Raw genomic sequence first — 24,412 nt, 5'->3', positions numbered from 1 at the left:
CCGGCCGGTATTACCTGGCGCGGAACGCCGGATGACCGGCTGGAATTAAAAAAGGACTGTGCAAGCACTTGGGGAAGCGCCGTAGTTGGACAGCCCTGAAAAATAGTGGGTGCAGCGTATCGAGGAGGCGAAGATTAAGGAAATACGGAATAACAATCCAGCTCATAGGCGGTCTCTATCCCCTGGAGGCTGATTTAAAGACGCCTTTGTTACAGTTAATGTCGATGTCATTACCGCGCTTTCACCTGTGTGGCAAAGCCGGTAAGGTCGGCGCGTTTTCCCATTGCTCGGAGCCCACTATGCCCGCCCCCGTTCTGTCCGGCCCGCAATACCTGCGCGAAGGCCTGAAGCTGGTCTTGAGTCCCGGCCTGCGTTTGTTCGTGTTGTTGCCGCTGGTCATCAACCTGGTGCTGTTCGTCGGATTGATTTATTTCGCCGGCCATCAGTTCAGCCTGTGGGTCGACACCCTGATGCCTTCACTGCCGAGCTGGCTGAGTTTTCTCAGCTATGTACTTTGGCCGTTGTTCGTCGTTCTGGTGGCGCTGATGGTGTTTTTCACCTTCACCATGCTCGCCAACGTGATCGCCGCGCCCTTCAACGGTTTTCTCGCGGAGAAAGTCGAAGTGGTGGTGCGTGGCACTGACGACTTCCCGACCTTCAGTTGGAGCGAACTGATCGCGATGATCCCGCGCACGTTCGCCCGGGAAATGCGCAAACTCGGCTACTTCCTGCCCAGGGCCCTCGCGTTGCTGATCCTTTCATTCATCCCGGTGGTCAACCTGGTCGCTGCCCCACTATGGCTGGCGTTTGGCGTATGGATGATGGCAATCCAGTACATCGACTACCCGGCGGATAACCACAAACTCGGCTGGAACGAGATGCTCGCCTGGCTGCGCCAGAAACGCTGGCAGAGCATGAGTTTTGGCGGGATCGTCTATCTGGCGCTGCTGATCCCGGTGGTCAACATCCTGATGATGCCGGCAGCGGTGGCTGGTGCGACGCTGTTTTGGGTCCGTGAACGTGGCGCGGAAAATCTGGTGGCCAAAGCTGCCTGATCGCGTCACAAATCCATCATCGCGCTGACACAATGGCGACATGGCCTCAGTCGACACTGAGGCCATGACGACAGCTCTGCATATCACTCTGATCACCGAAACCTTCCCTCCGGAAATCAATGGCGTGGCCAATACCCTTGGCCGCCTGTGCGAAGGTCTGCGCGCGCGCGGGCACCTGGTAGAACTGGTGCGACCGCGCCAGGGCAGCGATCAGACCCGCCTAAGCGACGATGAACTGCTGCTCTGCCGCGGCTGGCCGCTGCCGGGTTATCCGGGGCTGCAATGGGGCCAGTCGTCGATGCACAAGTTGCTCAGGCGCTGGCAGCGTCATCGCCCGGACGTGCTCTACATCGCTACCGAAGGACCACTGGGGTTGTCGGCCTTGCGCGCGGCGCGGCGGCTGGGTATTTCAGTGGTGAGCGGGTTTCACACCAACTTCCAGCAGTACTCCAACCAGTACGGCCTGGGACTGTTGACCCGGTTACTGACGCATTACCTGCGCTGGTTCCATAACCGCACCAAGTTGACCCTGGTGCCCAGCGCCAGCCAGCGAATGGAGCTGGAACGTCGGCAGTTCGAGCGCCTGGCGCTGCTGTCCCGTGGCGTCGACAGTCAACTGTTCCACCCGGCCAAACGCCTGGGTTCGCTGCGTGAAAGCTGGGGGCTGGAGAACGACGACATCGCGTTGATTCACGTCGGCCGGCTCGCTCAGGAAAAAAACCTCGGTCTGCTCAAACATTGCTACCAGGCTTTGCAGTCGTCTTATCCACAACGACGAATAAAGCTGATCGTGATCGGCGATGGCCCACAACGTGCGCTGCTGGAAAAGGCACTGCCCGACGCGATCTTCTGTGGCTCGCAGCGCGGAGAAGCCTTGGCGTGTCACTACGCGTCCGGGGATCTGTTTCTGTTTCCGAGCCTGACCGAAACCTTCGGCAATGTGGTGCTGGAAGCACTGGCCTCTGGATTGGGCGTGGTGGCTTACGATCAGGCCGCCGCAGCTCAACACATTCGCCATGGTTACAACGGTGTGTTGGCGATGCCGGGGGACGAAGAGGCATTTTGCGATGCCGCCCGTTGGTTGTTGGAAGAAGCAGAAACCTTGCGCTGCATACGACTCAACGCGCGTCAGCACGCCAGTCGGCAGGGCTGGGGGGCAATCGTCGAGCAATTTGAAGGACAGTTGCGCGGGGCTTGCGAGGTGCAAATCGGGGCACAGCCCTTGATGGCCATGCCCCATTCGATCAAACCAGCGTCATCAACGCCTCACGACTGAACGGCAGGATGTCCTGCTCGCGACCTTCGCGGACTTTCTGCGCCCAGTCCGGGTCGACCAGCAAGGCGCGTCCCACGGCCACCAGGTCGAACTCTTGGTTGTTCAAACGTTCCAGCAGGTTCTCCAGGCTGGCCGGTTGCGCGACTTTGTCGGTGTTGACCATGAACTGCAGGAACTCACCGTCCAGCCCCACACTGCCCACGGTGATCGTCGGCTTGCCCGTCAGTTTGCGGGTCCAGCCTGCCAGGTTCAGTTCGGAACCGTCGAACTCCGGCTCCCAGAAACGCCGCGTAGAGCAGTGGAAAATATCCACACCGGCATCGGACAGCGGCTGGAGAAACTCGCCCAACGCCTCCGGAGTTTGCACCAGACGTGCGGTGTAGTCCTGCTGCTTCCACTGCGAGTAACGGAAGATGATCGGGTAGCCCGGACCAACCGCCGCACGCACGGCCTGGATCAGCTCAATGGCAAAGCGCGAACGATTGGCCAGGCTGCCACCGTATTCGTCGGTGCGCTGGTTGCTGCCTTCCCAGAAGAACTGGTCGACCAGATAGCCGTGGGCGCCGTGGATCTCCACACCGTCCATGCCAATGCTCTGCGCGTCTTTTGCGGCCTGGGCGAAGGCCGCGATCACGTCCTGAATGTCTAGTTGGGTCATGCCGTGAACCACGACCTGACCGTCCTTGAGTTTTTCCGATGGCCCGTAGCCCGGCACGCTCGCATCCGGCTCGGTGCCGATGCGCCGTACGCTGCCGACGTGCCACAACTGCGGAACGATCTTGCCGCCTTCGGCGTGGACCGCATCAACGACTTTTTTCCAGCCGGCCAACGCCGCTTCGCCGTAAAAGTGCGGGACGTTCGGGTAACCGTTGGAAGCCTTGTGGCCAACCGTGGTGCCCTCGGTGATGATCAGGCCTACACCCGCCGCAGCTCGGCGGCGGTAGTACTCGATGACTTTCGAATTCGGTACGCCGCCCGGGGAAAACGAACGGGTCATCGGCGCCATGACCACACGGGTCGGCAGCTCCAGGGCACCGAGGCTGAACGGTTTGAACAAGGCTTTGACGGGCATGGGACGCTCCACGTGAAAATAACTTTATGACGGCGATAATATGGAGACTTGCCAGCCTTGAATAGCACTATTGATTTAGGTGATTAAGGTTCAAAAGACAGGGAGGGGTCTGTAGGAGCACGGCTTGCCGGCGATGGCGTTCTTGAGATCACTATCGCCGGCAAGCCGTGCTCCTGCGGGAGACAGATTCAGACCAGGGCTTTTTCGATCGCCTGGACGATCGTCGGATCATCCGGTGCAGTACGTGGCGAGAAACGCGCCAGCACGCGACCATCTTTGCCGAGAAGGAATTTTTCAAAGTTCCAGGTGATGTCACCCGGAAATTCCGCGCCCTCGCCCGCCAACAACCGGTACAGCTGATGACGGTCGTGACCGTTGACTTCCAGCTTGCTGGACAGCGGGAAGGTCACGCCGTAGTTGAGGCTGCAGAACTCTTTGATCTCGCTTTCAGTGCCTGGCTCTTGCCCGGCAAACTGGTTGCACGGCAAACCCAACACACTGAAACCTTTGCCCTTGTATTGCTGGTAGAGGTTTTCCAGAGCAGCGTACTGCGGGGTCAAACCACACTTGGAGGCGACGTTGACCACCAGCACGACGTGCCCTTTGAAGGGCGCCAGAGGTAACTCCTGGCCATCCAAAGCTTTCAATGTAAGGTCGTGAAAAGCACTCATGACGAACTCCAAATTTCCCGTGTTCTTCTCGAAACAGCCTCTTGGCGATGTCGCCAAGGACAGCCGCGGACTAAAAAGGCGCCCCTCGGGCGCCTCTCCAGTTCTCGAAGCTTAGCGCAGAAAATCAGTGGTGATGGCCACCTTCGCCATGGACGTGACCATGAGCGATTTCTTCCTGGCTGGCATCACGGATGTCGATGATCTTGACCTTGAAGTTCAGACGCTGACCGGCCAACGGGTGGTTGCCGTCAACGGTCACGTCGTCGCCGTCCAGATCACGGATGGTGACGATTTGCATCTGGCCGTCTGGCGCGGAAGCGTGGAACTGCATACCCACTTCCAGTTCGTCGACGCCTTCGAACATGCTGCGGCTCAGGGTGCTGACCAGTTCGGCAGCGTATTCACCGTAGGCATCTTCAGGTTCTACGGCGACGTTGAGTTCGTCACCGACTGCTTTACCTTCCAGGGCTTTTTCCAGGCCCGGGATGATGTTACCTGCGCCTTGCAGGTACACCAGCGGTGCGCCGCCGGCGGAGCTGTCGATGACCTCACCAGCGTCGTTGGTCAGGGTATAGTCGATGGAGACAGCCTTATTGGCGGCGATCAGCATGGGGCGAGACCTTTTGCATAAGAATATAGAAAGACCCAGTTTAGCGAAGCAAACGCCCGAAAGCGAACAGAACCCGGACGGACGGGTCGCTTCGGCAGGGTCGACGATCCAGGGCTTCCATCAGGACGAGGACGGACACTGGGTTGTCGAGCTTTCCTGCGGCCATACCCAGCATCTGCGCCACCAGCCACCCTGGCAATCACGAACCTGGGTTCTGGACCCCGCCAAGCGTATTGAAAAAATAGGCCAACCCTTTGATTGCGGTTGGTGCGCTCAGGGCTCGGTTAGCGATAACCTTGACGTCTGAAATATCGGTAGAAGGCCAGTCATAGGCGTTCACCCTTGCCATGCACCTCCAGAGAATCCGCATGCAAACTTTTTTTATCGCGCCCACCGATTTTGGTGTGGGTCTGACCTCCATCAGCCTCGGGCTGGTACGTACCCTTGAGCGAGCCGGTTTGAAAGTCGGCTTCTTCAAACCGATTGCCCAGCCGCACCCTGGCGACACCGGCCCTGAACGTTCCACCGAACTGGTAGCCCGCACCCACGGCCTGAAGCCGCCGCAGCCGCTGGGCCTGGCTCACGTCGAGCGGATGCTCGGCGACGGTCAGCTGGATGAGCTGCTGGAAGAAATCATCACCCTGTACCAGCAAGCCGCCATCGGCAAAGACGTGCTGGTCGTCGAAGGCATGGTCCCGACCCGCAGCGCCAGCTACGCCGCGCGGGTCAACTTGCACTTGGCGAAAAGCCTAGATGCCGAGGTGATTCTGGTCTCGGCACCGGAAAACGAAGTGCTCACCGAATTGTCTGGCCGGGTCGAGTTGCAAGCGCAATTGTTTGGCGGTCCAAAAGACCCGAAAGTGCTCGGCGTGATTCTCAACAAGGTCAAAACCGATGAAAGCATGGAGGCTTTCGCCGCGCGCCTGAAGGAACACTCGCCCTTGCTGCGCAGCGGCGACTTCCGGCTGCTTGGCTGCATTCCGTTCCAGCCGGAACTGAACGCCCCGCGCACCCGTGACGTCGCGGACTTGATGGGCGCTCAGGTGCTCAATGCCGGCGACTATGAAACCCGCCGCATGAGCAAGATCATCATTTGCGCCCGCACCATGCGCAACACGGTCGAACTGCTCAAGCCCGGCGTGCTGGTGGTAACCCCCGGCGATCGCGACGACATCATCCTCGCCGTCAGCCTCGCCGCGATCAACGGCGTACCGCTGGCCGGGCTGCTGCTGACCAGCGGCACCCTGCCCGACCCACGGATCATGGACCTCTGCCGAGGCGCCTTGCAGGCCGGTCTGCCGGTGTTGTCGGTGAGCACTGGCTCCTACGAAACCGCCAACCAGTTGAACGGTTTGAACAAGGAAATCCCGATCGACGACCGCGAGCGTGCGGAGATCATCACCGATTTCGTCGCCAGCCACCTCGACGCCAACTGGCTACACCAGCGCTGCGGCACGCCGCGTGAAATGCGCCTGTCGCCAGCGGTGTTCCGCTATCAACTGATCCAGCGCGCCCAGGCTGCCAACAAACGCATCGTCCTGCCAGAAGGCAGCGAACCTTTGACGGTACAGGCGGCGGCGATCTGCCAGGCCCGCGGGATTGCTCGCTGCGTGTTGCTGGCCAAACCCGAAGACGTGCAAGCAGTCGCGCGCGCCCAGGGCATCGAGTTGCCTGAGGGCCTGGAGATTCTCGATCCGGACCTGATCCGTCAGCGTTATGTCGAACCGATGGTCGCGTTGCGCAAGACCAAAAGCCTCAACGCGCCAATGGCCGAGCAACAGCTGGAAGACACCGTGGTGATCGGCACCATGATGCTCGCACTGGATGAAGTCGACGGACTGGTGTCCGGGGTCATCCACTCCACCGCCAATACCATTCGCCCGGCATTGCAACTGATCAAGACCGCACCCGGCTGCACGTTGGTGTCGTCGGTGTTTTTCATGCTGTTCCCGGAGGAAGTGCTGGTCTACGGCGACTGCATCATGAACCCGCACCCGAGCGCCAGTGAACTGGCCGAGATCGCCCTGCAAAGCGCCGACTCTGCCGCCGCCTTCGGGATCACGCCACGAGTGGCGATGCTCAGCTACTCCAGCGGTGAATCGGCCAGCGGCGAAGAAGTCGAGAAAGTCCGCGAAGCCACTTTGCTCGCCCACGAAGCGCAGAACGCGCTGCTGATCGACGGGCCGTTGCAGTACGACGCCGCGGCCAACGAAAACGTGGCCCGGCAACTGGCGCCGAACAGTCAGGTAGCCGGTCGGGCAACCGTGTTCATTTTCCCCGACCTGAACACCGGCAACACCACTCACAAAGCCGTGCAACGCAGCGCCGACTGCGTCAGCCTCGGACCGATGCTGCAAGGCCTGCGCAAACCGGTAAATGACTTGCCGCGCGGCGCCCAGGTCGACGACATCGTCTACACCATTGCCCTGACTGCGATTCAAGCCGCCAACCGACCTATGGATGTTTAAATGCTGGATTCTCTACCTGCACCCTTGCGAGGCGTGATCGCCTCGCTGTTGTTGGCGCTGAACACGATCGTCTGCTGCACACCGCTGTTTGTCGTGGCAATCTTCAAATTGTTACTGCCCTTCCCGACCGCACAGCGCTTCACCGATTGGCTGATGAGCCACATCCATGAAGCCTGGATCAGTAACAACAAGGCCTGGATGGATTTGCTCGGGCACACGCGCTGGACGCTCAGCGGGCTCGAAGGGCTGGACTATCAGCACTCGTACCTGATCACCAGCAACCACCAGAGCTGGGTCGACATCATGGTGTTGCAGTACGTGCTCAATCGCCGGATTCGCCCGCTGAAGTTCTTCCTCAAGCAAGAGCTGATCTGGGTGCCGGTGATCGGCTTGGCCTGGTGGGCGCTGGGCTTCCCGTTCATGAAGCGTTACTCCAAGGCCTATCTGGAAAAGCACCCGGAGAAGAAAGGCAAAGACCTGGAAACCACTCGCAAGACCTGCGACAAGTTCCGCCATAACCCGGTGGGGATTTTCAACTTCGTCGAAGGCACGCGCTTCACCGAAGGCAAGCATGCGCAGCAGCAATCGCCGTTCCGCTACCTGCTCAAGCCCAAGGCGGGCGGTATCGCGTTTGTGCTGGACGCCATGGGTGAGCAACTGGAAGCCATCGTCAACGTGACCATTCACTACCCAGCCGGGCGCCCCGGTTATTGGGACCTGCTGTGTGGCAACGTGAAAGACGTGGTGGTGCACTTTCAGGAACTGAAGATCCCGCCGCAGTTCATCGGCAAGAACTACGACCAGGACGGCGTGTACCGCCTGGAGTTCCAGGGCTGGATCAACCAGTTGTGGGAAGACAAGGATGCACTGCTTGAGCAAATGCATCGCGAGTATCCCGGAAAACGCTGACCTCCTGTGGCAAGGGAGCTTGCTCCCGCTCGGTCGCGCAGCGGCCGCAAAACCAGCCGACGCACTCTTACAGAAAGAATGCGTTCGCTGATTTCAGGACCGCCTCGCGCTCCAGCGGGAGCAAGCTCCCTCGCCACAAAAGCGGATCAACAAAAAGCCCGCAACCGATCACTCGGTTGCGGGCTTTTTAGTGCGCGTGAAGCTTAAATCGCGCCGCGTTTACGCAGCAGGTCCAGCACTTGCTTGACGCTTTCTTCCAGCGACAGCGTCTGGGTGTCGACCACAAGGTCGGCGTCCAGCGGCACGTCATACGGGAAGGAATCGCCCGGGATGTTGTCGCCACCGGCAGCATACAACCCTTGCGGATCGCGTGCGGCGCAGACCATCGGCGACGCCTGCACGTAAACGGTCAGCAAGCGGTCATCGCCAATCAGCGCCTTGGCCTGTGCACGGCCTTCGGCGTCCGGTGCGACAAACGCCGCCAGGGTCAGCAAACCGGCTTCGTTGAACTGACGTGCGACGTGAGCTGCACGGCGCCAGTTCTCGGTACGCCCGGCGCGATCCTGTGGCAGGCCTTTGTTCAGGTCGTGACGCAGGTTCTGCCCATCGAGCACAAACACCGCACGGCCCATGTCGAACAGCTTGCGTTCAACTGCATAGGCCAAAGTGCTTTTGCCCGCGCCCGAGAGGCCGCTGAACAGCACGGTAGCCGGTTGCTGGCCGAAGCGCTGGGCACGCTCTTCGGTGGCTACATGGGCCAATTTGCCATGGTGCGTGGAGCTGCCATGCGCCAAAGGCTGGGCGACGATCATGCCGGCGCCGACGGTGCCGTTGGTCAAGCGGTCGATGATGATGAACGAACCGGTGGTGCGGTTGCTTTCATAACCGTCGAGGGCAATCGGCGCGTCGAGGCTGATCTTGACCTTACCGATCTCGTTCAGCTGCAAGGCACTGGCCGGGCCTTCTTCCAGAGTGTTCACGTCGACCTTGTTGACGATGCTGGCGATCGAGCCCGGCACGTAACTGGTGGCGCGCTTGATGTCGTATTTCTTGCCCGGCAGCATCGGCTCTTCAGCCATCCACACCAGCATCGCTTCGAAGCTGTCGGTGACCGGCGGCACGTTGTCGGCATGCACCAGCAAGTCGCCACGGGAGATGTCGATCTCGTCTTCCATGGTCAGCGTTACGGCCTGACCCGGACCTGCGTGTTCCAGCTCACCTTCGAAAGTGACGATGGATTTCACGCGGCTGCTTTTGCCCGACGGCAGCACCACGACTTCGTCGCCCTTCTTGACGATGCCGCTGGCCAGGGTGCCGGCGAAACCGCGGAAGTTCAGGTTCGGCCGGTTGACGTATTGCACCGGGAAACGCAGATCGGTGAAGTTACGGTCGCCCGCGACTTCCACGGTTTCAAGGATCTCCATCAGCGACTGGCCGGTGTACCACGGCGAGCGCTCGGATTTGTTCACCACGTTATCGCCCTTCAGCGCCGACATCGGCACGAAGTGCATGCTGGTAGGCTTCATTTTCAAGCCTTCAGCGAACTTCAGGTAATCGGCCTTGATCGATTCGAACACGCCCTGATCGAAGTCCTTGAGGTCCATCTTGTTGATGGCGACAACGATGTGCTTGATGCCCAGCAACGAGGCAATGAAGCTGTGGCGACGGGTCTGGGTTTGCACGCCGTAACGGGCGTCGACCAGGATGATCGCCAGGTCACAGGTGGATGCACCGGTGGCCATGTTGCGGGTGTACTGCTCATGGCCAGGGGTGTCGGCAATGATGAATTTGCGCTTGGCGGTGGAGAAATAGCGGTACGCAACATCGATGGTGATGCCTTGTTCGCGCTCGGCCTGCAGGCCGTCGACCAGCAACGCCAGGTCGATGTCGTCACCGGTGGTGCCGACTTTTTTCGAGTCGCGGGTAATGGCTTCCAGATGATCCTCGTAGATCATCTTGGAGTCGTGCAGCAGACGCCCGATAAGGGTGCTCTTGCCGTCGTCGACGTTACCGCAAGTCAGAAAGCGCAGCAGCTCTTTACGTTCGTGCTGGCCCAGGTAGGCGAGGATGTCCTCGCTGATCAAATCAGATTGATGCGACATGACAGCCCCTTAGAAATAACCTTGACGTTTTTTGTCTTCCATCGAGCCGGCGCCATCGTGATCGATGACTCGGCCCTGGCGCTCGGAAGTTCGCGTCAGGAGCATTTCCTGAATGATGTCCGTGAGGCTTTCGGCCTCGGACTCCACCGCGCCCGTCAACGGGTAGCAGCCAAGGGTACGGAAACGCACTTTCTTTTTGACGATGCGGGCTTTGTCTTCGTCGCTCAGGTGCTCGAGGATGCGCTCGTCGTCGATCATGATCAGCGTGCCGTTCTTCTCGATGACCTCGCGCTCGGCGGCGAAGTACAGCGGGACGATCGGGATGCCTTCAAGGTAGATGTACTGCCAGATGTCCAGCTCGGTCCAGTTCGACAGCGGGAATACGCGGATCGATTCGCCTTTGTTGACCTTGCCGTTGTAGACGTTCCACAGCTCCGGGCGCTGGTTTTTCGGATCCCAGCGGTGCTTGCTGTCGCGGAACGAGTACACGCGCTCTTTGGCGCGGGATTTCTCTTCATCGCGGCGCGCACCACCGAAGGCTGCGTCGAAGCCGTACTTGTCCAAAGCCTGTTTCAGGCCTTCGGTCTTCATGATGTCGGTGTGCTTGGCACTGCCGTGGGTGAAGGGGTTGATCCCTTGAGCCACGCCTTCCGGGTTGACGTAGGTGATCAGGTCAAGGCCCAGCTCTGCGACCATCTTGTCGCGGAAGCTGTACATCTCCTGAAATTTCCATTGGGTGTCGACGTGCATCACCGGAAACGGCAGCTTGCCCGGGAAGAACGCCTTGCGTGCCAGATGCAGCATCACGGCGGAGTCTTTACCGATGGAGTACAGCATCACCGGGTTGTCGAACTCGGCGGCCACCTCGCGGATGATGTGGATGCTTTCCGCCTCCAGCTGTTTCAGATGCGTCAGTTTGTCGACCATGGCTACTCACGAAAGCTTTCTTATGAACGGCCAGCGGGCCGTGTTCGAGCGGCGAATGCTAGCACAGCGACCTCTTCTAATCAGGACGCCGACTAGATCGAAAGAGCATATGAATATACCTGCTCGTTCGGGCGCCGCAGGCCCGCTCCCATCGTTGATTTTCGGTTATCAAATCGGATTCGGGCAATCGATGAAAATGTGTTCAAGGGCAAACCGTCGAGCCAGATAATCCCCCAGCGCCTGTACGCCGAAGCGTTCGGTGGCGTGATGACCGGCGGCGATGAAGCTGATGTCGTTCTCTCGGGCGCTGTGGAAGGTTTGTTCGGACGCTTCACCGCTCAGGTACAGGTCGACACCGGCCTGCACCGCCTGATCGATATAGCCCTGGCCACCGCCCGTGCACCAGCCGACGCGCCGGACCATTTTGCTGCCCTCGATCAGCAACGGCTCGCGGCCCATGACCTCTTGCACATGACGGGCAAAGTCGCGCGCGGTCATAGGTTCGGCCAACGAGCCGACCAACCCGACCAACCCGACCACTTTGAGGTTTTCCGGGTCCAGCGGGCCTTCGACGGTAATGTCCAGTTGGCGAGCCAATTGCACGTTGTTGCCCACTTCCGGGTGCAAATCCAGCGGCAAGTGATAAGCCAGGAGGCTGATATCGTGCTTGAGCAGGGTTTTGAGCCTACGCTGCTTCATACCGGTGATGCAGGGGTTTTCACCTTTCCAGAAGTAGCCGTGGTGTACCAGCACCAGATCGGCCTTGGCTTCGACCGCTGCATCGAGCAACGCCTGGCTGGCCGTGACACCGCTGACGATACGCGTGACCTGCGGCCGACCTTCGACTTGCAAGCCATTGGGGCAATAGTCGGCAATCCGCGAACTGGCAAGGTAACGATCCGCTTCTTCTACCAGGGTGCTCAGGGCGACGGCCATAAAAGACTCCTAAATATCCCGTTCAGAGGCGCGCGCGGCCTCGTATAATGCGCGACATTATGGGCCACAGGCGGCCCTCCGTAACCTCCCAGGATTTGTTCAATGTTCAAGGGTCTGCGTTTTTTTGGCTGGCCGCTGCTGGCCGGCGTGCTTATCGCGTTGTTGATCATCCAGCGTTACCCGCAATGGGTCGGACTGCCAAGTCTGGATGTGAACCTGCAACAAGCCCCACAAACCACTCAGACCCAACAGGGGCCGGTGTCTTACGCCGATGCCGTGGTCATTGCCGCACCGGCAGTGGTCAACCTCTACACCACCAAAGTGGTCAACAAAACCAGCCATCCGTTGTTTGAAGACCCGCAGTTCCGGCGGTTCTTCGGCGACAACGCGCCCAAGCAGAAGCGCATGGAGTCGAGCCTCGGTTCCGGGGTGATCATGAGCCCTGAAGGTTATTTGCTGACCAATAACCACGTGACCACCGGCGCCGACCAGATCGTCGTCGCGCTCAAGGATGGTCGTGAAACCCTGGCTCGCGTGATCGGCAGCGACCCGGAAACCGACCTCGCGGTACTGAAAATCGATTTGAAGAACCTGCCGTCGATCACCGTCGGTCGCTCGGAAAACATTCGCGTCGGCGATGTCGCGCTGGCCATCGGCAACCCGTTTGGCGTCGGCCAGACCGTGACCATGGGCATCATCAGCGCCACCGGGCGCAACCAGTTGGGCCTGAACAACTACGAAGACTTCATCCAGACCGACGCCGCGATCAACCCGGGCAACTCCGGCGGTGCGCTGGTCGACGCCAACGGCAACCTCACCGGGATCAACACCGCGATTTTCTCCAAGTCCGGCGGCTCGCAAGGCATTGGTTTCGCGATCCCGATCAAGCTGGCGATGGAAGTGATGAAGTCGATCATCGAACACGGCCAGGTGATTCGCGGCTGGTTGGGGATTGAAGTGCAGCCCTTGAGCCAGGAACTGGCGGAATCGTATGGCTTGTCCGGGCGTCCGGGGATTGTCGTTGCGGGGATTTTCCGCGACGGTCCGGCACAAAAAGCCGGCCTGCAATTGGGCGATGTGATCCTCAGCATTGACGGCGAACCAGCCGGCGATGGCCGCCGTTCAATGAACCAGGTGGCGCGGATCAAACCGACTGACAAGGTCACCGTTCAGGTCATGCGCAACGGCAAGGAGCTCAAGCTGACTGCGGAAATCGGCTTGCGTCCGCCACCCGCCCCGGTCAAAGAAGAAGAGTAAGCCCATAGGAGTTGCCGGAGGCTGTGATCTTTTAACGCCTTCGGCAACACCCAATACCTCTGCTGATGCAGACGCCCCCCCTAAAAGCATACATTCTCATTAGGCATGTTATATTGTTTCAATATCGCTATTGGAACGATCTCATGCCGTCTCGTAAATTTGCTCCTCTGGCAGGCCTGGCCCTGGGCCTGCTCGGGGATCCGGTGTTCGCCGAAGACCCACAACCGCTTGAACTGGACACCATCAGTGTCACCTCCGATTACGAGTCTGCCACCGGCCCGGTGAACGGCTATCGCGCCACGCGGTCGTCCAGCGCGACCAAAACCGACACGGCAATCCGCGATATCCCGCAATCCATCAGCGTGATTCCTGCCAGCGTGCTCAAGGACCTGGGCAGCCACAATGTCGAGCGCGCTCTGGAGTTTGCCGGTGGCGTATCGAAACAGAACAACTTCGGCGGCCTGACGCTGTATGAGTACAGCGTGCGCGGCTTCACCACCTCGGAGTTCTACAAGGACGGCTTCAGCGCGAACCGCGGTTACCCAAGCACCCCGGACGCCGCGAACGTCGAGCGCATCGAAGTGCTCAAGGGCCCCGCCGCCAGTCTTTACGGGCGCGGCGACCCTGGCGGTACGGTGAACATCGTCACCAAAAAGCCGCAACCCGAAGCCTTCAGCACCTTGCAGACCAGAGCCGGCAGTTGGGATCGTTATCGTACCGCGCTGGACGTCAACACCCCGCTCGACCCGCAAGGCAATGTGTTGTCACGGGTCAATCTGGCGGTCGAGGACAACCACAGCTTTCGTGATCACGTCGACAGCCAGCGGGTGTTCGTTGCGCCGTCGCTCAGTTGGCAACTCAACCCGGACACCCGCCTGCTGCTGGAAAGCGAGATTGTCCGGCACAGCTCGACCTTCGACCGCGGCATCGTCACGCCGAACAACAGCTGGAGCGGTATCTCGCGCTCGACCTTCCTCGGTGAACCTGACGACGGCAACATCGACAACCACAACAATCTGTTGCAGGCGACCCTCGAACACCACCTCAACGACGCCTGGAAACTGCGCCTGGCCAGCCATTACAAAGAAGGCAAACTCTGGGGCTTTGCCTCGGAAGCCCGCCCGTTGAACGCCGATCAACACACGGTCAACCGCCGTTACCGTGAGCGCGACAACCGTTGGCACGACAGCATCACCCAGCTCGAACTGCGCGGTTTGTTCGACATCGGCAGCTGGCAACACGAACTGCTGATTGGCAGCGAGTACGAAAACTTCCGCAAGAACGAGCGGGTCACCACTATCGCTGGCGGCCCTTACGCGATCGATATCTACGACCCGGTTTACGGTCAGCCCAAACCCGATGGCAAGCGCTCGGGCCCGGACTTTTTCGAGCAGGTCGAAAGTCAGGCACTGAACCTTCAGGACCAGATCGTGTTCACCGACCGCCTGCGCGGCATGCTCGGGGCACGCTTGGAACACTTCGAGCAAACCATCGACGATCACACGCTGAACAACCGCAGCCGACAGAACCACGACGCTCTGACCCAACGCGCCGGCCTGCTCTATCAACTGACGCCACAGCATGGACTGTTCGCCAACGCCTCGACCTCGTTCAAACCCAACAACGGCCTGGATGCCACAGGCAAATCCTTCGATCCGGAAGAAGGCGTTGGCTACGAGATCGGGATCAAGAGCGAGCTGTTCGATGAGCGCCTGAGCAGCACCCTCGCCGCCTTTCATATCGAAAAAGAAAACGTCCTCGCCCTCGACCCCGCCACCGATAGCAACCGCGCCATGGGCAAGGCCCGCAGCCAGGGTTTCGATCTGCAAGTGAGCGGGCAACTCACTGACGCAGTGCGAGTGATTGGTGCGTTTGCGTACATCGACGCCGAGGTTACCCAAGGCGACAAAGCCATTGCGACCGGCAGCCGGATTCTCGGCGTGGCCAGGCACAGCGGCAGTTTGCTGGGCGTTTATGAATTTCAGGAAGGTCTGCTGCGTGGCTCGGATGTCGGCGCGGCCTACACCTATGTCGGCGATCGCTCGGGCGAAGCCGGCAGCGACTTCGAACTGCCGGCCTACCACACCGTCGACCTGTTGGCCCATTACAAGGCCAGTGAAAACGTCACGTTGGGGCTGAACCTGAACAACCTTTTCGACGAGAAATACTTCGAGCGCTCCTACAGCAACTACTGGGTAAACCCCGGCGAGCCGCGCAATTTCACCGTCAGCCTGACACTCAACCTGTAAAAGGAAGTCACCATGCAACACCTCAAACCCGTAGCGCTCAGCCTGCTGCTCGGCCTGATGTTTACCGGTCAGGTCTCGGCCCATGGCCTATGGACCGAACAACGTCGCGGCAACATCGAAGTCATCTACGGCCACGGCGCCGAAGACAATGCCTTCAAGGCGCAGAAAATCAGCGGCGCCTGGGCCTATGACATCGGCGGCAAAATGATCCCGGTTACCGTAGAACGCCTGGCCGATCACGCGCGCCTGCAACCGCTCAAATCGCCAGCGGTGCTGGCCGTGGCGCTGGACAATGGCATGTGGTCGCAGACCGCCGACAAAAAGTGGATCAATCAGGGGCGCAGTAAAGTGCCGGGCGCCATCGAGTCGACCCAGACGTTCAAGTACAGCCTGGCGATTTATCAGCCAGGAGCGAAGCTACCTGCACTTGATCAGATCAAACTGCTGATTTTGCCGGAAGTTGATCCGCTGACCGTCGGCCCGGGCAAATCATTGCCGGTGCGGGTGCTGCTCGATGGCAAACCGGCGGCGGGGATCAAGTTGATTGGCGACTATCGCAATGCGCCGAACACCTTGAGTACGGAAACCGATGCTGAAGGCCGGGCGCAGGTGCTGGTGCGCAATGAAGGATTGAATGTGATTGCCGCGCAGGTGGAAATCCCGTTGAAGGACAATCCGGATGTGGCGTCGCGAGGGGTGTTCAGTTCGTTGACGTTCCTCGGTGAACCGCATCACGAGTAAGACTTGCACATCCTTGTGGCGAGGGAGCTTGCTCCCGCTGGGTCGCGAAGCGGCCCTTAAATCAGCTACTGCGTTCTGAACGACAGGTCGCAGGTGCTGGATTTACGACTGCTTCGCAGTCGAGCGGGAGCAAGCTCCCTCGCCACAGGATCAGCTGCAGCTTCAGAGATCGCCGAGGCCGTCGATCAACGCCTGGTTCTGCTCTGGTGTACCGATGGTGATGCGCAGGAACTGGGCAATCCGTTCCTGCTTGAAGTGCCGGACGATCACGCCTTGCTCGCGCAACTTCGCTGCCAGGCCTGCCGCATCATGCTGCGGGTGACGGGCGAAGATGAAGTTCGCCGCCGACGGCAACACCTCAAAGCCCTTCTCCTGCAGTTGCTTGACCACCCACTCGCGACTCTCGATCACCAGCTGGCAGGTCTTGTCGAAGTATGCACGATCGGCAAACGCCGCTGCCGCACCGACAATCGCCAGGCGATCCAGGGGATAGGAGTTGAAGCTGTTCTTGATCCGCTCCAGCGCCTCGATCAGGTCCCGATGCCCCACCGCCAGGCCCACGCGCAAACCGGCCAGCGAACGCGACTTGGAGAGGGTCTGAGTCACCAGCAGATTCGGGTAACGGTCGACCAGGCTGATTGCGGTTTCACCGCCGAAATCGACATAGGCTTCGTCGACCACCACCACCGAATCAGGGCTGGCCTTGAGGATTTGCTCGACGGCGTCCAGCGCCAACAGGCAACCGGTCGGGGCGTTCGGGTTGGGGAAAATGATCCCGCCGTTCGGCTTGGCATAATCCGCAACACGAATCTGGAACTGCTCGTCCAGCGGCACCGCGTCGAATGGAATGCCGTACAAGCCGCAATACACCGGATAAAAGCTGTAGCTGATGTCCGGGAACAGCAACGGTTTATCGTGTTGCAGCAAACCGTGAAAGATGTGCGCCAGGACTTCATCGGAACCATTGCCGAGGAACACCTGATTGCCCTGTACACCGTAATACTCAGCCACTGCCTGCTTGAGCAGGTCGCTGTTGGGGTCCGGGTACAGACGCAGGTTGTCATTCAGTTCGGTTTGCATCGCCGCCAGTGCTTTAGGCGATGGGCCGTAAGGGTTTTCGTTGGTGTTGAGCTTGACCAGCTTCGCTAGTTTCGGCTGCTCGCCCGGTACGTATGGCACCAGATCCTTGACGAATGGACTCCAGAATTTGCTCATGCTCAGTTCCCCTGCTTGTCGTCAACGATGCGGTATTCGGCGCTGCGGGCGTGAGCGGTCAGCGACTCGCCACGGGCCAGCACGGAAGCGGTCTTGCCCAGTTCGGAGGCACCCTGCTCGGAGCAGAAGATAATCGACGAACGTTTCTGGAAGTCATACACACCCAGCGGCGAGGAGAAACGCGCGGTGCCGGAAGTCGGCAGCACGTGGTTGGGACCGGCGCAGTAATCGCCCAAAGCCTCGGACGTATGGCGGCCCATGAAGATTGCGCCGGCGTGGCGGATCTGCGGCAACCAGGCTTGCGGATCGGCCACCGACAGTTCCAGGTGTTCCGGCGCAATGCGGTTGGCCACGTCGATGGCTTGCTGCATGTCGCGAACCTGAATCAGCGCACCACGGCCATTGATCGAGGTGTTGATGATTTCGGCGCGCTCCATGGTCGGCAGCAGTTTGGCGATGCTTGCCGCCACCTGGTCGAGGAACCCGGCGTCGGGACTGACCAGAATCGCCTGGGCGTCTTCGTCGTGCTCGGCCTGGGAGAACAGGTCCATGGCGATCCAGTCCGGATCGGTCTGGCCGTCGCACACCACGAGGATTTCCGATGGGCCGGCAATCATGTCGATACCGACCTGGCCGAACACGTGGCGCTTGGCGGTGGCGACATAGATGTTGCCCGGGCCGACGACCTTGTCGACCTTCGGCACGCTTTCGGTGCCGTAGGCCAGCGCGGCAACCGCTTGCGCGCCGCCGATGGTGAACACCCGGTCGACGCCCGCGATGCACGCCGCCGCCAACACCAGCTCGTTGACTTCACCGCGTGGCGTCGGTACGACCATGACCACTTCAGTCACGCCGGCCACCTTGGCCGGAATCGCATTCATCAACACCGAAGACGGGTAAGACGCCTTGCCGCCCGGGACGTACAGACCGGCGCGATCCAGCGGCGTGACTTTCTGGCCCAGCACCGTGCCGTCGGCTTCGGTGTAGCTCCAGGAGTCCTGCTTCTGTTTTTCGTGGTAGCTGCGCACCCGCGCCGCGGCTTTTTCCAGCGCTTCGCGCTGAGGCACGGTGATCCGGGTCAGTGCCAGTTCCAGGCGCTCGCGCGGCAGGATCAGGTCGGCCATCGACGCCACTTGCAGACCGTCGAACTTCTGGGTGAATTCAACCAGCGCCGCGTCGCCGCGTTCACGCACAGCCTTGATGATGTCCAGCACCCGCTGATTGACCGAGTCGTCAGACACACTTTCCCAGCTCAGCAGATGATCCAGATGATGCGCGAAATCCGGGTCAGCAGCGTTGAGTCGGCGAATTGCAGTCGGTGCGGTCATAGCGAGAGCCTCATAGGTTGGCAAAAACTCAGGCGCCCGAAGCTACCATTCGATCCGCTTGGGCACCTGAGAATTCTGGCTATGAGGCGGATAGACGGGCGCGACTCAACGTCGCGCAGGTGAATCAGCCGCGGTGTCGAGACTCCACTGCCTTGCGCAGGGTGTCGATCAACGCCTGGATACGGGCGTGCTGCATTTTCATCGAAGCTTTGTTGACGATCAGCCGGGAGCTGATGGCAGCAATGAAATCCTGTGGCTCCAGGCCGTTGGCCCGCAGCGTGTTGCCGGTATCGACCACGTCGATGATCTTGTCCGCCAGACCGATCAGCGGTGCCAGCTCCATCGAGCCATATAGCTTGATGATGTCGACCTGACGACCCTGCTCTGCGTAATAACGCTTGGCAACGTTGACGAACTTGGTGGCGATGCGCAGACGACCCTTGGGCTCGACCGCGCCGACTTTACCTGCGGTCATCAGCTTGCACTGGGCAATTTGCAGGTCCAGTGGCTCGTACAGGCCCTGGCCGCCGTATTCCATCAGCACATCTTTACCGGCGACGCCCAGGTCAGCGGCACCATGCTCGACGTAGGTCGGCACATCGGTGGCACGCACGATCAGCAAGCGCACATCGGCCTGGGTCGTGGGGATGATCAGCTTGCGGCTCTTGTCCGGATTCTCGGTCGGCACGATGCCCGCTTCAGCCAGAAGCGGCAGGGTGTCGTCAAGGATGCGGCCCTTGGACAGTGCGATGGTCAACATGGGAAACGTCAGTCCTTATCAAGGTACTCATGCCCGGTCGCAAATGGCGCCGGACACACATCGAGCCGTAACGGGCTCGATCTTAACAAATCAACGGGCACGTCCCTGCGCCCATGAAGCAGAAACTAGCCCGGTACGCGGCGGATTTTCGCGCCGAGCATCTGCAGTTTCTCTTCGATGCACTCGTAACCACGGTCGATGTGGTAGATGCGATCGATCAGCGTGTCGCCTTCGGCGATCAGCGCCGAAATCACCAGGCTGGCCGAAGCCCGCAGGTCGGTGGCCATGACTGGCGCGCCCTTGAGCTTTTCGATGCCGGTGACGATCGCGGTATTACCTTCGACCTGGATGTGAGCGCCCATGCGGTGCAGCTCGTAGACGTGCATGAAGCGGTTTTCGAAGATCGTCTCGATCACAGCGCCAGTGCCTTCGGCAATCGCGTTGAGGGAGATGAACTGCGCTTGCATGTCGGTCGGGAACGCCGGGTACGGAGCGGTACGCACGTTGACGGCTTTCGGCCGCTTGCCGTGCATGTTCAGCTCGATCCAGTCTTCGCCGGTAGTGATTTCGGCGCCCGCTTCCTTGAGTTTTTCCAGAACGGCTTCAAGGATGGTCGGATCGGTGTCCTTGACCTTCACGCGGCCGCCAGTCACGGCAGCTGCCACCAGGTAAGTACCGGTTTCGATACGGTCCGGCATCACTTTGTAAGTGGTCGTGTGCAGACGTTCGACGCCGTCGATGGTGATGGTGTCGGTGCCGGCACCGGAAACCTTCGCGCCCATGGCGTTCAGGAAGTTCGCCAGGTCGACGACTTCAGGTTCGCGAGCGGCGTTAGCCAGAACGCTGCGGCCCTTGGCCAGGGCGGCTGCCATCATGATGTTCTCGGTACCGGTCACACTGACGGTATCGAAGAAGAAATGTGCACCGCGCAGGCCGCCTTCTGGCGCCTTGGCCTTGATGTAGCCGCCTTCCACGTCAATGACTGCACCCATGGCTTCAAGGCCACGGATGTGCAGGTCGACCGGACGCGAACCGATGGCGCATCCGCCAGGCAGTGCGACTTCAGCTTCACCGAAACGCGCAACCATCGGGCCCAGAACCAGAATCGACGCACGCATGGTTTTAACCAGTTCGTACGGAGCGATCAGGGTCTTGATGGTCCGCGGGTCGATTTCGACGCTGAGTTTCTCGTCGATCACCGGCTCAATGCCCATGCGACCGAACAGCTCGATCATGGTGGTGATGTCGTGCAGGTGCGGCAGGTTGGCGACGGTAACCGGGCCATCGCACAGCAGCGTTGCCGCCAGAATCGGCAGGGCAGAGTTCTTTGCCCCGGAAATGCGGATTTCGCCATCAAGACGAACACCGCCGGTAATAATCAGTTTATCCATAAGAATCTCGACGCCCTTGGGCTCAGGTGCGCTCGGCCCAGGCCGCGCTGCTGAAAAATTTCATAGTGACCGCATGGATGCTGCCATCGGTGATCCATGGGTTCAAATGGGCATAGATCTGCTGCTGACGCTTGACCGGGCTCAATGCCGCCAGTTCATCGCTAATCACGTTCAGCTGAAAGTTGCAGCCTTCGCCCTCAACTTCTACCTGTACTGATAAAAGAGTTTCGGACAGCTTTCCTTCAAGAAAGCTCTTCACTTCGTTGGCCTGCATGCTCAACCTCAATCGGCGCCCTGTGCGCGCGGGTCGGACATCATACAAAAAAGCCCCGCGCCTGCGAACCCCGCATAGCAGGACTCTGACGGGGGGCTTCTTTATAGATGATAGTTAGGGGTGTGCCAACAGCTCGGTCAATTCGCTGACCTGAGCGATTTCACGCATGTCGTCAGGCAAGGCACGGATGCTCAGCGCCTTGCCCGCCGCTTGCGCGTCACGCATGAAACACAGCAACAACGACAAACCGACGCTGCTGGACTTTTGCACACCCGAGCAATCAACTACCAGGGCTGACGCGGTGCTCGACTTGATCAAGGCCTGGCCCTGCTTGCGCAGGGCCGGCCCGGTACGGTAATCGAGTACGCCGCTGAGCATCAGCTCACCGGCCTCGCCCATGCTGACAGCCGACTCACTCATTGGGCGGGCTTCTTCTGAGTCGTTTCTGCGTCGGTCTTTTCCTTGGCTTTGGCGACTTCACCGGCCCAACCATTGATGGTCGCGTCCAGGTTATTGCCATTGCGCTGCATCGCGTCGCTGAACTGATCACGGAACAGCTTGCCAATGTTGATGCCGTTGATGATCACGTTACGCAGCTTCCACTCGCCATTGATCTTTTCGAGTGTGTAGGACACAGGATAGATCGCGCCGTTGCTGCCTTTGACCGTCATGCCAACGCTGGTGCGGTCTCCCGATTCATCCTTGGCCGCATCAACGGTAATGCCCTGATTGTTGTACTCAAGCAAAGCATTGCCATAGAACTGGAAGAGCCCGCGCTTGAAGTTATCTTCAAAGGTTTTCATTTGCGCAGGTGTGGCATTGCGCGAGTACTTGACCGTCATGATGCTCTTGGAGATGCCCTCGGCATCCACCACAGGCCCGACGATGGTGTTCAAGGCATCGTAGAAACCGTTCGGATCCTGCTTGTACTTCGCTTTATTGGCCGACAGATCGGCGAGCAACCGATTGGTGGTGTCCTGCACGATATCGTGCGCGGACTGCGCAGCCACGGCGTTACCCATGAACGGCAAGACCGCCAGTAATACCAACAGGCCACGTCGCAAGGTTGAGATCATGAAAAAACTCCTTATTTGGCGTCTTTGCTAACGGTATTGAGCAGGAATTTACCGATCAGGTCTTCGAGCACCAGCGATGACTGCGTGTCATGGATGGTCCCGCCATCCTTGAGCAGGGCCTGTTCCCCGCCCACGCTGATACCGATGTATTTCTCACCCAACAGGCCAGCGGTGAGGATAGATGCAGTGGAGTCGGTCGGCAGATTATCTACCCGCTTTTCCAGCTGCATGGTCACTCGTCCGGTGAAGCTGTCGCGATCCAGATCGATTGCCGTGACCTTGCCGATGGTCACACCGGCCATGGTCACTTTTGATCTGACCGTCAAACCGGCGATATTGTCGAAGTACGCATAAAGTTTATAGCTGTCGGTGCTCGAAACAGGGGACAGTCCACTGACCCGCAGGGCAAGCAACACTAAAGCCAGGATGCCAGCCAGCAAGAAAAGGCCGACACCGATTTCCAGGGTGCGGTTTTGCATCAGAAATCTCCAAACATCAAGGCAGTCAAAATAAAGTCCAGGCCGAGGATGGCCAATGAGGCATACACCACGGTTTTGGTGGTGGCACGACTGATCCCTTCCGAAGTGGGCTCACAGTCATAGCCTTGAAATACGGCGATCCAGGTCACGACAAAGGCAAAGACAATGCTTTTAATGATGCCATTGAATACGTCACCGTCGAACGTCACGCTGTTTTGCATGTTCGACCAGTAGGAACCTTCATACACACCCAACCAGTCGACAGCCACCCAGGAACCGCCCCAGATACCGACCACGCTGAAAATCATCGCCAGCACTGGTAGGGAAATGAAGCCGGCCCACAGACGGGGGGCAATGATGTACTTGAGCGGGTCGACGCCAATCATTTCCAGACTGGACAACTGCTCGGTGGACTTCATGTTGCCGATCTCGGCGGTCAACGCAGAACCGGCACGCCCGGCGAACAGCAATGCGGTCACCACCGGCCCCAGCTCACGCAACAGCGTCAGCGCAACCATCTGCCCGACCGCCTGCTCCGAACCGTAGCTGGACAAAATGTTGAAGCCTTGCAGCGCCAGCACCATCCCGATAAATATCCCGGAGACCACGATGATCACCAGGGACATCACGCCGACCGAGTGCAACTGCTTGACCAGCAAGCCAAATCCGCCGCTGACGCCACCACGCCCCAGCAGGGCGTGAAACAGGAACAGTGATGAACGGCCGAGCACCGCGACGCTGTCGATGCCGGCCTGGCCGAATCGACGAACTCTCTCTATTAGTGAAATCTTGCGCATCAGCGCTTCCCCAGAAGATCTGCGCGGTAATCCGTCGCTGGAAAGTGGAACGGTACCGGCCCGTCTGGATCGCCCTTCATGAATTGGTGAATCCGCGGATTATCGGAGTTCATCAGTTCATCGGGAGTCCCCTGCCCCAACACCTGCCCATCGCCTACAACATACAGGTAGTCGGCAATACTCGCGGTTTCGGCCAGATCATGGGAAACCACGATGCTGGTGATGCCCAAGGCGTCGTTAAGCAGACGGATCAGGCGCACCAGAACGCCCATGGCGATTGGGTCCTGACCGACAAAAGGCTCGTCGTACATCAGAATTTGCGGATCGAGGGCAATCGCCCGTGCCAGCGCAACACGGCGCTTCATGCCGCCGGACAACTCATCGGGCATCAGGTCGATAGCACCGCGCAACCCCACCGCCTGCAGTTTGAGCAGGACGATGTCTCGGATCATTTCATCCGGAAGTTTGGTATGAACACGCAGCGGAAAGGCAATGTTTTCGAAAACATCGAGGTCCGTGAACAGCGCGCCGCTCTGAAACAGCACGCCCATATGCTTGCGCGCATCGAACAGGTCGCTACGAGACAGCGTGGGCAAATTTTGCCCGTTGACCCACACTTCGCCACTTGATGGGCGCAACTGTGCGCCCATCAGGCGCAGCAGCGTGGTTTTTCCGCAACCGGAAGGTCCCATGATGCCGGTGACCTTACCGCGCGGAATGCGAATATCGACATTATTGAAAATGCTGCGCGCGCCGCGCTTGAAGGACACTCCCTTCAGCTCGACCGCGTAGGCGTTATCGGCACTCATCTAAACTCCT

Annotated in this window: 24 protein-coding genes; 8 read left to right on the top strand and 16 right to left on the bottom strand. The window is 59.5% G+C overall.

The annotated features are described in order from the left end of the window. Positions 1-299: 299 nt before the first annotated feature. Complete coding sequence (gene cysZ, locus AC1RJ3_RS22980; RefSeq protein ID WP_347927977.1) at positions 300-1,055, top strand: sulfate transporter CysZ; 756 nt, start codon at positions 300-302, stop codon at positions 1,053-1,055. A 40-nt stretch (positions 1,056-1,095) separates the two neighbouring features. After that, positions 1,096-2,331, top strand: a complete 1,236-nt coding sequence (locus AC1RJ3_RS22975) for a glycosyltransferase family 4 protein (protein ID WP_493080679.1) — start codon at positions 1,096-1,098, stop codon at positions 2,329-2,331. Here the strand turns inward: AC1RJ3_RS22975 and AC1RJ3_RS22970 are convergent. From AC1RJ3_RS22970 to AC1RJ3_RS22960, 3 genes are all read right to left on the bottom strand, one after another. Next, positions 2,300-3,403 carry an NADH:flavin oxidoreductase gene (locus tag AC1RJ3_RS22970; RefSeq protein ID WP_493080677.1) on the bottom strand — a complete coding sequence of 368 codons (1,104 nt, stop codon included), beginning with the start codon at positions 3,401-3,403 and terminating at the stop codon, positions 2,300-2,302. The genes AC1RJ3_RS22975 and AC1RJ3_RS22970 overlap by 32 nt on opposite strands. 188 nt (positions 3,404-3,591) lie before the next feature. Next, positions 3,592-4,074, bottom strand: a complete 483-nt coding sequence (locus AC1RJ3_RS22965; RefSeq protein WP_019691915.1) for a glutathione peroxidase — start codon at positions 4,072-4,074, stop codon at positions 3,592-3,594. A 124-nt stretch (positions 4,075-4,198) separates the two neighbouring features. Continuing rightward, complete coding sequence (locus tag AC1RJ3_RS22960) at positions 4,199-4,684, bottom strand: FKBP-type peptidyl-prolyl cis-trans isomerase (protein ID WP_054593973.1); 486 nt, start codon at positions 4,682-4,684, stop codon at positions 4,199-4,201. On the opposite strand from AC1RJ3_RS22960, the gene AC1RJ3_RS22955 reads away from it, so the two are divergent. The 3 genes from AC1RJ3_RS22955 to yihG all read left to right on the top strand — a co-directional run bounded on the left by AC1RJ3_RS22955 (position 4,653) and on the right by yihG (position 8,061). Beyond that, positions 4,653-4,991, top strand: coding sequence for a DUF3565 domain-containing protein (locus AC1RJ3_RS22955; protein WP_081013853.1), 339 nt, complete (start codon positions 4,653-4,655; stop codon positions 4,989-4,991). The two genes, AC1RJ3_RS22960 and AC1RJ3_RS22955, sit on opposite strands and share 32 nt — an antisense overlap. 61 nt (positions 4,992-5,052) lie before the next feature. Then, the gene (pta, locus tag AC1RJ3_RS22950; protein ID WP_054593975.1) at positions 5,053-7,152 is read left to right on the top strand and encodes a phosphate acetyltransferase; all 2,100 of its coding nucleotides are present in this window, start codon (positions 5,053-5,055) and stop codon (positions 7,150-7,152) included. Beyond that, positions 7,153-8,061, top strand: a complete 909-nt coding sequence (gene yihG, locus AC1RJ3_RS22945; protein WP_493080673.1) for a 1-acylglycerol-3-phosphate O-acyltransferase, YihG family — start codon at positions 7,153-7,155, stop codon at positions 8,059-8,061. Positions 8,062-8,264: 203 nt separating this feature from the next. Here yihG and cysN read toward each other — a convergent pair whose 3' ends face one another. The 3 genes from cysN to AC1RJ3_RS22930 all read right to left on the bottom strand — a co-directional run bounded on the left by cysN (position 8,265) and on the right by AC1RJ3_RS22930 (position 12,026). Further along, the gene (gene cysN, locus AC1RJ3_RS22940; protein ID WP_054593977.1) at positions 8,265-10,163 is read right to left on the bottom strand and encodes a sulfate adenylyltransferase subunit CysN; all 1,899 of its coding nucleotides are present in this window, start codon (positions 10,161-10,163) and stop codon (positions 8,265-8,267) included. Between the two features lie 9 nt (positions 10,164-10,172). Next, complete coding sequence (gene cysD / locus AC1RJ3_RS22935; RefSeq protein ID WP_019691910.1) at positions 10,173-11,090, bottom strand: sulfate adenylyltransferase subunit CysD; 918 nt, start codon at positions 11,088-11,090, stop codon at positions 10,173-10,175. A gap of 168 nt (positions 11,091-11,258) precedes the next feature. Beyond that, complete coding sequence (locus AC1RJ3_RS22930; protein ID WP_493080671.1) at positions 11,259-12,026, bottom strand: Nif3-like dinuclear metal center hexameric protein; 768 nt, start codon at positions 12,024-12,026, stop codon at positions 11,259-11,261. 102 nt (positions 12,027-12,128) lie between these two features. Here AC1RJ3_RS22930 and algW point away from each other — a divergent pair, with 102 nt between their 5' ends. The 3 genes from algW to AC1RJ3_RS22915 all read left to right on the top strand — a co-directional run bounded on the left by algW (position 12,129) and on the right by AC1RJ3_RS22915 (position 16,273). Next, positions 12,129-13,283 carry a Do family serine endopeptidase AlgW gene (gene algW, locus AC1RJ3_RS22925; protein WP_054593979.1) on the top strand — a complete coding sequence of 385 codons (1,155 nt, stop codon included), beginning with the start codon at positions 12,129-12,131 and terminating at the stop codon, positions 13,281-13,283. Positions 13,284-13,426: 143 nt separating this feature from the next. After that, positions 13,427-15,532 (top strand): TonB-dependent siderophore receptor, encoded by a 2,106-nt coding sequence (locus tag AC1RJ3_RS22920; RefSeq protein WP_493080668.1) that lies wholly within the window; start codon positions 13,427-13,429, stop codon positions 15,530-15,532. 12 nt (positions 15,533-15,544) lie between these two features. Next, positions 15,545-16,273, top strand: a complete 729-nt coding sequence (locus tag AC1RJ3_RS22915) for a DUF4198 domain-containing protein (protein WP_493080666.1) — start codon at positions 15,545-15,547, stop codon at positions 16,271-16,273. Positions 16,274-16,435: 162 nt separating this feature from the next. Here the strand turns inward: AC1RJ3_RS22915 and hisC are convergent, their stop codons facing one another. From hisC to AC1RJ3_RS22865, 10 genes are all read right to left on the bottom strand, one after another. Next, complete coding sequence (gene hisC, locus AC1RJ3_RS22910; RefSeq protein ID WP_493080664.1) at positions 16,436-17,488, bottom strand: histidinol-phosphate transaminase; 1,053 nt, start codon at positions 17,486-17,488, stop codon at positions 16,436-16,438. Positions 17,489-17,490: 2 nt separating this feature from the next. Next, the gene (gene hisD, locus AC1RJ3_RS22905; protein ID WP_054593983.1) at positions 17,491-18,816 is read right to left on the bottom strand and encodes a histidinol dehydrogenase; all 1,326 of its coding nucleotides are present in this window, start codon (positions 18,814-18,816) and stop codon (positions 17,491-17,493) included. A gap of 124 nt (positions 18,817-18,940) precedes the next feature. Then, entirely contained in the window at positions 18,941-19,576 is a 636-nt protein-coding gene (gene hisG / locus AC1RJ3_RS22900) for an ATP phosphoribosyltransferase (RefSeq protein WP_007941260.1), read from the bottom strand. 125 nt (positions 19,577-19,701) lie between these two features. Then, positions 19,702-20,967 carry a UDP-N-acetylglucosamine 1-carboxyvinyltransferase gene (gene murA / locus AC1RJ3_RS22895; RefSeq protein ID WP_054593984.1) on the bottom strand — a complete coding sequence of 422 codons (1,266 nt, stop codon included), beginning with the start codon at positions 20,965-20,967 and terminating at the stop codon, positions 19,702-19,704. Positions 20,968-20,989: 22 nt separating this feature from the next. Next, positions 20,990-21,241, bottom strand: a complete 252-nt coding sequence (locus tag AC1RJ3_RS22890; RefSeq protein WP_019691904.1) for a BolA family protein — start codon at positions 21,239-21,241, stop codon at positions 20,990-20,992. 114 nt (positions 21,242-21,355) lie between these two features. After that, complete coding sequence (locus tag AC1RJ3_RS22885; protein ID WP_054593985.1) at positions 21,356-21,661, bottom strand: STAS domain-containing protein; 306 nt, start codon at positions 21,659-21,661, stop codon at positions 21,356-21,358. Then, positions 21,658-22,317 (bottom strand): MlaC/ttg2D family ABC transporter substrate-binding protein, encoded by a 660-nt coding sequence (locus AC1RJ3_RS22880; protein WP_054593986.1) that lies wholly within the window; start codon positions 22,315-22,317, stop codon positions 21,658-21,660. The genes AC1RJ3_RS22885 and AC1RJ3_RS22880 overlap by 4 nt, the downstream gene beginning before the upstream one ends. 11 nt (positions 22,318-22,328) lie before the next feature. After that, the gene (gene mlaD / locus AC1RJ3_RS22875) at positions 22,329-22,796 is read right to left on the bottom strand and encodes an outer membrane lipid asymmetry maintenance protein MlaD (protein ID WP_054593987.1); all 468 of its coding nucleotides are present in this window, start codon (positions 22,794-22,796) and stop codon (positions 22,329-22,331) included. Then, positions 22,796-23,593 carry a lipid asymmetry maintenance ABC transporter permease subunit MlaE gene (gene mlaE / locus AC1RJ3_RS22870; protein ID WP_054593988.1) on the bottom strand — a complete coding sequence of 266 codons (798 nt, stop codon included), beginning with the start codon at positions 23,591-23,593 and terminating at the stop codon, positions 22,796-22,798. Before mlaE ends, mlaD begins: the two co-directional genes overlap by 1 nt. Continuing rightward, complete coding sequence (locus tag AC1RJ3_RS22865; protein WP_054593989.1) at positions 23,593-24,402, bottom strand: ATP-binding cassette domain-containing protein; 810 nt, start codon at positions 24,400-24,402, stop codon at positions 23,593-23,595. The genes mlaE and AC1RJ3_RS22865 overlap by 1 nt, the downstream gene beginning before the upstream one ends. Between the last annotated feature and the right edge of the window lie 10 nt (positions 24,403-24,412).

It is taken from the genome of Pseudomonas sp. GW822-FHT04C11 (genome assembly GCF_058800905.1).
Note: the sequence above shows the minus strand (reverse complement) of the source record. Positions and strands in the feature narration are given on the sequence as shown.